Genomic DNA, 11,945 nt, shown 5'->3' on the forward strand with positions numbered 1-11,945 from the left:
CGTTCGCCCACCGCGGGTGGTGCTCACCGCGCCACCGCCCCCCGAGACCCGGCCCCAGCGCGGCGCGGGCCCGCCCCGGGACCTCCCGGGGCGGGCCCGCGCCGTCGGCCCCTCCGCCGGAACGGTGACGCGGAATTGAGTGAAGCGGTGACGCGGAGTTGAGTACCGGTACTCAGGCGGACGGTGCACCGCCCCGACAGCATCGACGGTATGACCAGCGATCAGCACGGCGGGCCGGGTCGGAAGCGGATGCGGAGCGGCCGGGGGGCCGTCGGGGCGGTGACCACCGGATGATCTGGGGAAGCGGGGGCCCCGCACGCGTCCCGGTGACGGCCGCCGGGGGCAACGGCTGTCCGGGCCTCGCCCATGTGACGATCGGCGAGGGGCAGCCGGCCCGGGGCGGGGACGACCGTCCCCGCCCCGGAAGCGACGCGTCGCCGGCGGGCCGGGGGACCGGCCGTGAACCGGGGCGGACCGGGGCGGGTGGTGCCGCGCCCCGGTGCTCCGGGTGACTACAGCCCCGGGGTGTAGGGGGCGATGCCGATGATCAGGATGTCGCGCCGGCCGCCGGTTTCGCCGGTGGGGCCGGCAGCGGCGGCTCCGTCACCGCCGAGCCGGACCGGGCCGACGTAGTGGCTCACCCGGTGGTCGTGCACGCCGTAGCCGTCGAGCGGTTCGGTCAGCACGAAGCGGGCGTGGATCGCGTCGGCGGGCACCTCACCGGGCTGCCGGCCGGCGCTCTCCGCCGTGGCGATGACGTTCTCGCCGCCCTCGACGTTCCGCCGCCCGACGAGGTGCGCGAAGGTGAAGGTGGCCGGTGAACCGCCGTCCTGGTGCAGGCAGTCCGGCGAGGACACCGCCTCCTGGGCCCGGTCCCGCACCCCGAGCGCGATCAGGTGGATGCCGACGTAGACCGGCGCCCGCCGGAGGTCCTCCAGCCAGAGGGCGTGGGCGAGGTCGGCCCGGATCAGCGCGTCGAGCAGCCGGTTGTCGCGCAGGGCGGGCGGAAGGTCGGGCAGCCTGCGCCGCATGCGCGGGTAGTCGGGGTTGTGCTCGTCCTGCCAGTACTCCGTGACGGTGCCGAACTCGGCGTCCGGGGTGCCGGGGATGTAGGACAGCAGACCGGTCCACGGCAGGTGCACGGCGTGCGAGTAGCGGCGGAACCGGTTGGTCTCCCGCGCGTACGGGTCCGGGGGCAGGTCCCGGTAGGCGTCGGCGAGCCGGGCGAAGTCCTCGGCCATCGCCTCGGTGTCGATGCCCAGGGCGGCGGCGCCCAGCCGGGCGTAGCCGTCGCGGCGCAGGGCCCCGGCCCCGGCCGCGTGGTCCGGCCCGGGGCCGGAGGACGGCAGGAACAGGGGGCCCGGGGCAGCGGTGGCCGTCCGGCCGGGCGGCGAGTACGGGGCGTCGTCCATCGGTTCTCTCCGGATCCGTCGGGTGCGGCGGGCCGCACGGCGAGCAGGGTCACGGCATCGCCCGGAGGCTGTCCGCGGCGTTCGACGACACCGTCCGTGAACGGCGGCGGCGTCGGGGCGTCGACGCGCCCCGGGCAGACCGGGAATGCCACATGACGCCCCTGCCCAGAAATGCCCGCACCAAAAGGGACCGGTCCCGGCATCTCGCCGCACTCCCGGGGCCGGTCCTCGCGAAGGCCGGGGCCCGGGGCCTGTCTCTCGGATCCTTGCCGGCGCCGGCAAGATCCGGAAGAGAGGACCTAGTCCGGGCCGCAAGCGAGCGGCTCGGTCCGGACCCCCTGCGGCGTGGTGCGCAGCAGGGCGACGCAGGTCACGGTCGCGGTGCGGCCGTCCTCGGTGACGCGGACCGCGTACCCGACCGGGCCGGGCCTCGCGCCGGAGCCGGGGGTGAGGCGCCAGGCGGAGGTGACGGTGGCGCCCCCCGCCACCCGCCGCGGCGCCGGGCCGGCGGGCTCGGCCCGCCAGCCCGGCGGCGGCACCGGCGGGAGCACCTCCACCCGGACGTCCCGGTTCGCCGTGTTGGTCAGCAGCAGGTCGGTGCCGGAGAGGCGGGGCCGGAGCAGGGTGGTCGAGGGCGACCAGGTCCGCAGACGGGTGACCCGCACGCCGTCGTGTCCGGGCAGCACCACCGTGACGATCCTGACCGCCGTCGTGGTGCCGCCGAGCGTGAACCGCCGGTTGCGGCCCGCCAGGAGATCCTCGCCGGACAGCTCCTGGCGGCCGTCCCTCACCCACACGCCGTCCGGGGCCAGGGTCTCGACCGTGGCGCGCGCGACGATCCCGGGCTCCATGTCCAGTTCGAGCCGCGAGACCGGCACCGGCACCCCGAAGTCGATCTCCAGCCATTCCGGCCGCGGGAGCCGGTTGTCCATCGCCTCCCCGTCGCTCCCGTCGGGCACGGCCGCGTCCGGGCCGCCCTCGGTCGACCAGTGGCCGCCCCTTCCGGCGCGCGGCCCGTCCGGGCTGCTCCCGGGGGCGGAGTAGCTCGCCGTCAGGGCGGGCCAGGAACCGTCCCCGCGGAAGGCGGTCAGATCGACGTCCCGGGCGAAGTCCGGCAGCGGATGCTGCCACCGGTCGACGGCGGCGGGCAACCCGAAGGCGGCCGTGGGCGGCAGCGTCCCCGTGAACAGCAGGGTGAGCGCCAGCGGCACCACCGCCAGGCCGGGCAGGTGCGACAGCAGCAGCGCGTGCCGCGCGCGGGCCGTCGTCCCGTCCGGCCGGATGCGGGGGCCGCCGGCGGGACGGACACGGTGCGGGGCCGGCCGCCGCCGGGGCGCGGCGCGCACCCCGGCCGTCCACAGCAGCACCTCGCCCAGGTCCGGGCCCGCCCGGGAACCCGGCCCGTCGGCCAGGAACCGGAGCCGGCCGCCGGTCCGCTCCAGCACCCGGACGAGGTTCCCCGCCCCCGCCTCCTCCAGCCACCGCCGCACGGCCTCCTCGCCGCCGGCACCGGGATCCGGCCCGGGCCCGGCCGGGGTGGCGCGCAGCGCGGCGGTCCGGGTGAGCACCACGGCGATCCGCCGCGGCCGACGGCGCCGGGGAAGGGCGCCGACGCTGCGCAGCACCCGCTCCGCGGCCGGGACGGAGCCCGGCGCGGGCGACGCCGACCCGCCGGGCAGCGCCCGCCGCACCGACGGCAGGGTCAGCGCGTCGAGGACCAGCACCAGGCCGTGCGCGCGGCGCAGACCCTCCAGCGCGTCGAGTCCGGACTGCTCCTCGAACACCGGGCCCGGCGGATCCAGCAGCACCAGCGTCCGCCGCCCGCCGCGCAACCCGGACAGCTCCGCCACCGCCGCCCCCGCCGGCGCCCCGCCGACCCGCCCGCCCAGCGCCCCGACGACCCCGGCCAGATGCGCGAACCCGCTGCGCACGACGGTGCTGCGCCCCGCCCCGGCCGAGCCCGCGACCAGCACCAGCCGGGTCGGCGAGCCGCCCGGCGGCACCGGCCGCGAGCAGTGCGGGCAGCGGGCCTCCAGCCGCCACGCGCCGAACAGCGACCCGGCCGGCAGCCGGGCCCCGCAGCGGCAGGTGCGGCGCAGGCCGCCGTAGCGGTCGGGGACGAGCCGCCGGTGCCGCACGCCGCACCGGGGACAGAGCCGGACCGGCAGCTCCACCGCCCGCCCGCAGGCCGGATGCGGGCAGACCCGGGCGGAGCCGGTCAGCCGGCGGCCGAGCCCGTCGGCCGCCCGGCAGGCCGTCCACCAGAGCCGGAACCCGGCCAGCAGCGCCGCCCGGGCCAGCAGCTGGCAGAGCAGGGCGGGCAGCGCCAGGAGCATCGACACCAGGACGGCCGTGCCGACGCTGGTGGCCCGCAGGGCGCCGAACACCGCGCAGAGACAGCGGGCGGTGAACAGCTCGCCCCGCCCCCAGGCCCGGTCCGGGGGCGCCAACCGGTCGACGCTCCACCGGAGGGCGGCCCGGAGCTGCTCCTCGTAGGCCTTCCGCAGGTCGCGCCGGACCGCCCGCAGCGCCTGGGCGCCGGCGTGCCGCAGATACGGCTCCCGGGCGGCGCCGTCCTCCGTGGCGGGGGGCGGGGGCGCGCCCGCGCCGAACGCGCTGCGCACGGCGCGCGCGTGGCGCAGCAGCAGGCGCGGCAGGGCGAGCACCAGGAAGTGCAGGGCGACGAAGACGAGGGCGAGCAGGAGTGCGATCCGGTACAGCGCGGCGAGCAGCACGACGCCGAGCACGACCCCGGTGACGAGGTTGCCCCACTCCTTGGCCGTCGGGCCCCGGCGGCGGACCCGGCCGGCGCCGCCGCGCCCCCGCCTCATGCGCGGCCCGCCCGCTTCAGCCGCGGCAGGAGGCCGAACCGGTGCAGCAGCCACAGCAACGGGTCCTCGACCCGGTGCGGGCGCGGGCCGCCGGGCGGCGTCGCGCCGGAGCGGGGCGGGGCGCCGAGCGCGGAGAACGCGAAGAGCTGGTGCCCGGCGGCCCCCTCCTCGCGCAGCCGCCGGACGGGCCCGTCCCCCTGCCACAGCTCCAGCAGGGCCCGCACCTCGGTGTCCACGGCCGCGCGGTCCACCGGATCGAAGCCCGGCCGGGGGCGACGGCGGCGGTGCAGCGGCGAGTACGGCGGCAGCCCCGGGGCCGGCAGGTCGAGCTTGGCCAGCCCGAGCGCGACCGGGACGCCGATCCGCCCGCCGGCGTCCCGGGGCAGCGCGTCGAGCGCCCGGTCCAGGACCTCCGCCGACCGGGTGCCCCGGCCGGGCCGGCGCAGCCCGGTGCCGGGCAGGTCGTGCGGATCGAGCAGCAGCACCGCCGCGTCCGCCGCCGCCAGGGCCGGCCGGGCGTCGGCGCCGGCGGGGGTGTCCAGCAGGACCAGCGTCAGCGCCCGCTCCCGCCGGCCGTACCGGAGGCCCAGCCGGTGCACCAGCGGCCGGAAGCCCTCACCCGGGGCGTGCGCGGCCAGCACGCGCCCCTGTTCGTAGAGCGGCTGCTCGTAGCGCTGCCGCACCTCGGCCTCCGTACGGTCGTCGCCGGGCAGCAGCGCCGCGCCCAGCTCCGCCCCGAGGCCGTGCCGCAGTTCGTGCAGCAGCACGGCGAGGAAGGTGCTCTTGCCGCTGCCCGGCGGCCCCGCCACCGCGACGATCCGCCCCGGCTCCCCGAGCCGCCCCTCGGGCAGCCGTCCACCGCACGGCCGGCAGTGCCGGCGCGCGGTCGTCCGCCCGCAGCCGTCGCAGACGGCCCACGGCGCGTGCGGGTCCGCGGCGACGGAACGGCGGCCGCCGGAGCACGGATCCGGCCCGGCGACGCACCGGTGGACGATCTCCGCGCGGCCCACCCGCCGCAGACAGGACGGGCAGATCAGCCCGGCGCCGGGACGCTCCGCGGCGCTCACGAGCGGTCCTCCGCCCGCCGCCCGCCGCTGCGCAACCGGCGGACCGGCGGATCGACCAGCACGACCTCCTCACCGGCCGCGAAGCAGCGCAGCCACCGGATCCGGCCACCCCGGGGCAGCCGGGCGGTGAGCACGGCGGGCCGGCCGGGGCCGATCCGCACGGCGCCGGCCTCGGCGAGCGTCGCACCGTCACCGGCCGCGAGCGGCCAGGCCGGCCCGGTCGAGCCGACCAGCAGCAGCCCCGGCACCAGCACCTCGCCCGAGCACCGGAAGACCGCCCGCACCGAGCGCCGGCCCGGCAGCCCGCGGCGGCCGAGCGTGTACCGGACCTCGGTGCGGGCCGGCAGGGCCAGCCGGACCGGGGCCCCGGGCGCGGGCAGGCCGTCCGCCCGGCCGAGCGGGCACAGCTCGACCTCGACGGCCGCGCCGTCGGGAGCGGGGATCCGCACGCCGCCGCGGTGGACGTAGCCGAGGCGGGTGACGGTCCGCCGCTGGAGCGCGCCCCCGGCGACCCGCCAGCGCACCTCCGCCTCGCCGGGCCCGTCCGGCGGCCAGTCGAAGGTGACCACCGCCTCGCCCGCCTCCCGGACCACCGTCGCGTTCGCCGGCTCCGGGACGGCCACCACCGGCCGGCTCGCCCCGATCGCGGCGCGCTCGCCGGCGACCGTGACCACGGCGACCACCGCGCCGCGCCGCGGGGGCCGGAACCGCAGACCGCCGGAGACCGGCCGGGCCGTCAGCCGGGTGCCCCGGGCGGCGAGCTCGGCCGGGCGCAGCAGCCGGCCCACCGGCCACGGGGGCCGGGCGTCGAAGGCGTAGAGGCGGACCTCGCCGTGCGCGGGCTGCGCGCCGGTCGCGAAGCGGGCCTCGAACAGCCCCGGGTCCTCCGCGGCGGGCCCCACGGTGAGGTCGGTCACCGGTTCCGGGGGCGCCAGCGGGACGGCGCTGAGCCACCGGCCCGCGGTGGCCGTCGTCCGGCCGTCGTCCTCCCGGTAGAGCACCTGGACCCGGTAGGCGTGGATGCGGCCGTTGGGCCGCCCCCGGTCGGTGAAGCCGTCCGCGCGGGCGGGCACCCGGACGGGAGGCTCCTCGGGACCGCCCGGGGCGTCCGGGTCGGCGCGACGGGTGACGCGGACGGCCTCCGCGCCCGCCGGAAGCCGCCAGCTGCCGCTCACCACACCGTCGTCCGCCTCCAGCCGGGCCTCCGCGACCTCCGGCCGGTGACGCACCGGGCCGCAGACGACGAGCGGGGAGTACAGCCCGTCCGGCGAGGCGGAGCGCCGCACCACGACCCCGTAGTGGACGGGCACGTTCACCGGCGCCCCCTCGTCCACCAACGAGGTCGCGCCGGGAGCGGGCGGCGCCAGGAGCGTGCCGTCGGCCACCGACCGCGGGGCCCGGCCGGCCCGGCGCACCACCAGGTACTCCGGCCGCCCGGCCGTCGACGGGCTCGGCCGCCACTCCACCAGCACGCCCGTGCCGTCCGGCGTCGCGCTCACCCGGGGCACCGGACGGACCGGCAGCGAGCGGCGCACCTCGTCGAGCCGGGGCAGGTCCCGGACCAGCGCCTCGGCCCGGTCGAGCAGTGACCAGGCCTCGTCCGGATCGGCGGTCCGGCGCCCGGAGGCGAGGTCGCCCAGCCGCCGCGCCTCGGTGAGCGCGGCGCGGACGTGCGCGGCCGGCGCCACGGCCTCCGGCGGGAGCGACTGCGCGGGGAGGCGGTCGAGCACCGCCCCCGCCTCGGCCAGCAGCCCGTCCGCGACCAGGGCGCGCAGCCGCGCGGTGACCGGATCGGGGTCCGGCTCCTCCAGGACCGCCAGGACCAGCCGCCGGGCCTCGGGCGCGGCGACCGAGAGCCCCCGCTCGGCGTGCCCCAGCAGGGTCCCCGCACCGGCCCGGGCGGCCCGCCGGGCCCGCAGCGGCTCGGCCAGCTCGTACAGCAGGACCGCCCGCAGCCCCTCCGGACCGCGGTCGCCGAGCACCTTGCGCGCGGCGGCGGCCACGGCCTGCGCCGCGGTGTGCGCGGCGCCGTGCGGCTGCCGGCCCCAGCGCAGCGCCGCCGCCTCCAGCTCGGGTTCGTCCGGCGCCGGGCCGGTGAACGGGCGCAGCGGCTCCGGGACGCGCTCCCCGGGACCGCCGGCGGCCAGGAAGTCGGCGAGGTGGCGCAGCCGCAGGACGGCCAGCTGCCGGGCGCAGCGCGCGTAGGCCGGGTGCGGCAGGTCGCGGGGGAGCGGGTCCGGGTCCGCGACGGTCACGGACAGCGCCGCCAGGGCCTCGTCGAGCCGTGCGCGGTCCGCCCGGTGGACGGCGCCGACGCCCGCCAGCGTGGCGGGCGTGACCAGGCCGAGCCCGCCGGCGGCCTCGCGCAGGGCGTCGCGCAGGGCGTCGCGCGCGGCCGCGGCGGCCCGGCCCTGCGCGGCGACGGCCGCCCGCAGCGGGCCGAGGTCGCCGCCCCGCGCCGCCTCGAAGAGGCCCTGGTGCAGCAGGTGGCCGGCCTCCAGCTCCTCGATCACCGGGAGGTACTTGAGCCGGGTGCGGTGGCGCCGCCAGCAGGCGCGGGCGTCGCGCACCGACTCCTCGACCCCGGCGGCGGTGAACTCCGCCGGAAGCTGGTAGCGGTGCCGCAGGTCCTCGTCCACCGGAAGACCCCGGTCGAGCACCTCGCGCAGGTAGCGCACCTCGTCGAAGGCCATCTCGGACGGTGCCCGCCGCCGTCAGGCGATCTGCTCGCGGCTCAGCACGATCCTGGCCTCGTCCACGGCCGTCGCGTCCATCCCGCCGATCTGCACGGACAGTTCGAGGCGCCGGCCCGTCTCGCGCTCGGTGGCGACCACCTCCAGCAGCCCCGAGGAACCGAGCGAGAACTCGCAGGCGAACGGCCAGTGGGCGGGCTTGCCCGGGGGGATGTCCAGAGTGCCCTCGGCGACCACCGTGTTGTGGTCGAGCTCCTCGGACTCCACCGCCCCGGCCTGCTCCATCACCTGGATCCGCACCAGGCGCTGGCCCTCGCGGACGGTGTAGAAGTCCTGGCTCACCGCCGCCGGGAGGGTGTCGTTCGCATGGACGAGGTGGGTGACGTACGCGCGATCGGTCTCGACGTCCAGCACCCGGATGCCGTAGCCGCGCGCGGCCACCGTGGCGACCTGGTAGGCCTGCCGGGTGATGTGGCCGGCGTCGGGCACGTCCGGGACCTCGGCGGCGGGCAGTCCGCCGCTCTTGACGATGTACAGGGCCCGGTCCAGGGCGTACAGCGCGGCGCCGCGCGCGACCGTCAGGTCCGGGTTGTGCAGGCGGGGTTCGAAGCCGAACTCCTCGCGCAGCCGCTGCGCCACGGCGGGCATCTTGGTGGACCCGCCGACGAGCAGCACCTCGTCGAAGCGCTCGACCCCGCGCCGGCGGGCCAGGGCGAGCGTGCGCCGGGTGATCTCGACCGTGCGGTCCAGCAGGTCGCGGGTCAGCTCCTCCAACAGCTGCCGGGTCAGCTCCACCTCGGCGACCAGGCCCTGGTGCATCACGCGGACGGTGTAGCGCTCGCGGAACGACAGCGCCCGCTTCGCGTCCTCCGCGTCCCGGCGCAGCTGGGTCTCCGAGTGCTGGTCCGCCAACGGGTCGTCCGCCTCGGGGTACCGCGTGCGGAACTCCTCGACCAGGTGCATCACGACGCGGTCGTCGAAGTCGGTCCCGCCGAGCTCCTTGGCCCCGTCGGTGCACACCACGGTCAGGTCGGTGCCGCGCAGGGTCAGCACGGTGGTGTCGAAGGTGCCGCCGCCCAGGTCGTAGACGAGCACCGCGCGGTCGCGCCCGGTGTCGCCGCCGGTGTCGAGCACCCCGTAGTCGAGCGCGGCGGCGATCGGCTCGGCGACCACGTCCAGCACCCGCAGTCCGGCGATCTCCCCGGCCTTGCGGGTCGCGTCGCGCTCCGCGAGCCCGAAGTACGCGGGCACGGTGATCACCACGTCCCGCACCTCCGCCCCGCCGCTGACGCGCGCGTCGTCCGCGAGCTTGCGCAGGATCCGGGCCGACACCTCCTCGGGCGTGAACGGGCGCCCGTGGAACTCGCGCAGCACCGGCTCGCCCATGTCCCGCTTGATCAGCCGGACCACCCGCTCCGGGTCCAGCACGGCCGCGTCCTTGGCGCTCTGGCCGACGACGGTGCTGTCCGCGCTCTCGAAGTACACGACGGAGGGAGTGGTGTCGGAACCCTCCAGGTTCCGCAGCACGGTGGGCCGGCCCACGTCGTCGACGCAGGCGACGCAGGAGTAGGTGGTGCCGAGATCGATGCCGTAGACAGCCATGCGGACCCCTCCCCGGGGAGTCGCCGAAACAGTGGTCAGGAACGGTGGGCGGCCGCGCCCGGGTCCCAGCGGGCCACCAGGACCCCGGCCTTGCGCACCACCCGGTCACCGGCCGCGAAACCCGCCGAGACGACCCCGCTGACCGTGCGGTCCTCCTCGGGCGTGCGGGCGGCGTCCCGCCCGACCGGCCGGTGCCGGGCCGGATCGTACGGCTCGCCCACCCGCGCCGTGTAGCGCTCGACGCCGGTGCCGGCCAGCGCGTCCGCCGCCTCGTCCGCGAACGCCCGCAACAGTGCGCCCGACTCCTCGACCGTGAGCGGTGCTCCGAGCGACGCGGCCTGCCTCAGGAGCTGGTCGTGCAGCCGGATCAACGGGTGGCGGACCAGATCGAGCGCCCGCTCCACCTCACCGCGCCGCAGGTCCTCCAGCTCCGCGTGCAGCCGGGCGATCACGCCCTCCCGACGCTGCGCCAGCTCCTGTTCCCGGGCCAGCGCGGCGGCGAACTCCCGCGCCAGCCCCGCGATCTCCCCACCCGCCCCGGCGTCCTCCGCCCCGTCCACCGCGACCCCCGATCCTCGCGCCAAGTCCCTTCATCGTAGCGGCCCTTGCCCGTCCGCCACCGGTCGAACGGCGAAGGTCCGGCCGGAGGCCCCGGGCACGACCGCGGGCCTCCCCGGTGGATCCGGGGAGGCCCGCGGGCGGCTCAGTGCTCAGGAGTGCGGGTGCCCTCCGTCACCAGGCCGCGGTGTTCGAGCCGGTCTCGTAGTCGACCGGGGAGTCGTGTTCCCAGACATCTCCGGTGACCTCTTCGTAGGCCTCCTCGATGACGTTGAGGACGTCCTGGCCGCACCAGTCCCAGGCCGTGGCGAAGGCCGAGGGGTCCTTCAGGACCTCCTGGTAGACCTTCGACCCGGAGACGACCACCGCGCAGCGTGCGAACAGGAAGTCGTCGTCGCCCTGCCCGTCGGCCTCGTAGGCGCCCGAGAAGCTGTAGCCGGCCTCGTTGAGGTCCCGCCGGTCGAGGTCGAAGAGGACCTCGCTCAGCCGGTCGTGGAACGACGTGATCTCGTCCCCCGACAGGGATTCCAGCTTCTCCTCGATCCTGGTGACCGTCTCGTGCATGTCAGGGCTGACGGAGGAATCGACGATCCTCCAGAACTCCGAGCGATCCATGTCCTGCGACTTCCTTCCTCCGAGCGAACGCGTTTCCGGCCTCGCTCAATGGTCCACGGGGTTGCCGGGGGCCCGGCGGCCGAACCGCTTGGTGTGCTTCCTGATCTTCGCGGTCTCGACCTTCTTGGCCGCTCCCACGGTGCCGAATCTCCGCAACACCTTGGATTCGTATTTCTCGTACCCCGCTTTCTTGTTCAGCTTCCGGACCTGCTTCTCCGCGCGCTTGGACTTTCCGTCGAGCCGGAGTCCGTGCCGCTTCGATCCGGTACCGGTGCCGTACTTGTGAAGGATGTTAGTCCCCTTCACATAGATCTTGTACAAGTGGCTGCCGCAGGAGCAGTTCAGATTGTTGGCGTTCAATCCGCAGGCGGAGTTGTGCACCAGGACGTCGTGGCCCGTCCCGTCGAGAATGGTGTAGGTGTGGGTGTTCCCGACGTTCAGGTTGTAGACGAGCTGGTCCGCCACCTCCCCCAGGTCCAGCACGGCGCTGACCACCGGAGTGCTGCCGTCGGGCGAACGCAGGTGGTCGCCCGGCTGCAGGTCGGCGGCGTCGACCCAGCCGTCCTCCTCCGTCCAGAACGGGTGGCTCGCGGTGGCCTCGATGCCCGGGGCGGCGTCGTCCCCCTCGGTGCGCACCTCGACCATGTGCTTCGTGGCGTAGCCGATGATGACGGCGAGCACGGGCTGGGGCTCGGTCTTGCCGGTCTTCGGGTCGGTGGCCGACACGTAGTCGCCGACCTCGATCTCGTCGATCGGCAGGTAGCTCCCGTCGCCCATGAGGACCGGCGTGTCGGGCGCGAAGGAGTTGCAGCCGCTCCGGCGGAAGACGTTCCTGGCCGTGGACGCGACCTTCTGCACACGGGCCGCCGCCCGGCTCGTCCTGACCGCCGTCGCGGCGGCCTTCACGACGGGTCCGGCGCCGACGCTCGCGGCGACGGCCGTGACGGCCATCTCGGCGGCCTTGGCCCAGTTCCCGGTGGCCGCGTAGGACACCGAGGAGACGGCGGCCGCGACGGCGCCGATCGGGCCGGGGATGTAGGACGCCACCTCGGCGACCTTGGCGACCACCGTCACCGTCTTCTTCAGCCACTTGGGCATGCCCCAGTTGCCGTCGAGGTCGGTGCAGTTGACCGGATCGCCCGTGCAGTAGTCGTACGGGCTGGCGTT

8 protein-coding genes are annotated in these 11,945 nt (G+C 77.0%); all 8 read right to left on the minus strand.

Translation table 11 applies throughout. The features are described from left to right. Positions 1–512: 512 nt before the first annotated feature. The gene (locus ACF1AK_RS23260; RefSeq protein WP_391500735.1) at positions 513–1,412 is read right to left on the minus strand and encodes a 2OG-Fe dioxygenase family protein; all 900 of its coding nucleotides are present in this window, start codon (positions 1,410–1,412) and stop codon (positions 513–515) included. Positions 1,413–1,711: 299 nt separating this feature from the next. Beyond that, the gene (locus tag ACF1AK_RS23265; RefSeq protein ID WP_391500736.1) at positions 1,712–4,243 is read right to left on the minus strand and encodes a hypothetical protein; all 2,532 of its coding nucleotides are present in this window, start codon (positions 4,241–4,243) and stop codon (positions 1,712–1,714) included. Then, entirely contained in the window at positions 4,240–5,310 is a 1,071-nt protein-coding gene (locus ACF1AK_RS23270) for an ATP-binding protein (RefSeq protein WP_391500737.1), read from the minus strand. The genes ACF1AK_RS23265 and ACF1AK_RS23270 overlap by 4 nt, the downstream gene beginning before the upstream one ends. Continuing rightward, positions 5,307–8,003, minus strand: coding sequence for a hypothetical protein (locus tag ACF1AK_RS23275; protein ID WP_391500738.1), 2,697 nt, complete (start codon positions 8,001–8,003; stop codon positions 5,307–5,309). Before ACF1AK_RS23275 ends, ACF1AK_RS23270 begins: the two co-directional genes overlap by 4 nt. A 21-nt stretch (positions 8,004–8,024) precedes the next feature. After that, complete coding sequence (locus tag ACF1AK_RS23280) at positions 8,025–9,605, minus strand: Hsp70 family protein (protein ID WP_391500739.1); 1,581 nt, start codon at positions 9,603–9,605, stop codon at positions 8,025–8,027. A gap of 35 nt (positions 9,606–9,640) precedes the next feature. Beyond that, on the minus strand, positions 9,641–10,189 hold the full coding sequence (locus ACF1AK_RS23285) for a nucleotide exchange factor GrpE (RefSeq protein ID WP_391500740.1): 549 nt from the start codon (positions 10,187–10,189) through the stop codon (positions 9,641–9,643). A 148-nt stretch (positions 10,190–10,337) separates the two neighbouring features. Next, positions 10,338–10,778 carry a DUF4240 domain-containing protein gene (locus ACF1AK_RS23290; protein WP_391500741.1) on the minus strand — a complete coding sequence of 147 codons (441 nt, stop codon included), beginning with the start codon at positions 10,776–10,778 and terminating at the stop codon, positions 10,338–10,340. A gap of 45 nt (positions 10,779–10,823) precedes the next feature. Then, positions 10,824–11,945: polymorphic toxin-type HINT domain-containing protein (locus tag ACF1AK_RS23295; RefSeq protein ID WP_391500742.1), on the minus strand; the 1,122-nt coding region annotated here is incomplete at its 5' end.

The sequence above is a fragment of the Kitasatospora sp. NPDC015120 genome (genome assembly GCF_043080305.1).
GTDB lineage: Bacteria > Actinomycetota > Actinomycetes > Streptomycetales > Streptomycetaceae > Kitasatospora.

What these genes read in the sequence shown, in the direction of transcription:
- ACF1AK_RS23280 (WP_391500739.1), bottom strand. Translation starts at nt 9,605, where the DNA reads ATGGCTGTCTACGGCATCGATCTCGGCACCACCTACTCCTGCGTCGCC.
- ACF1AK_RS23265 (WP_391500736.1), bottom strand. Translation starts at nt 4,243, where the DNA reads ATGAGGCGGGGGCGCGGCGGCGCCGGCCGGGTCCGCCGCCGGGGCCCG.
- ACF1AK_RS23275 (WP_391500738.1), bottom strand. Translation starts at nt 8,003, where the DNA reads ATGGCCTTCGACGAGGTGCGCTACCTGCGCGAGGTGCTCGACCGGGGT.
- ACF1AK_RS23260 (WP_391500735.1), bottom strand. Translation starts at nt 1,412, where the DNA reads ATGGACGACGCCCCGTACTCGCCGCCCGGCCGGACGGCCACCGCTGCC.
- ACF1AK_RS23290 (WP_391500741.1), bottom strand. Translation starts at nt 10,778, where the DNA reads ATGGATCGCTCGGAGTTCTGGAGGATCGTCGATTCCTCCGTCAGCCCT.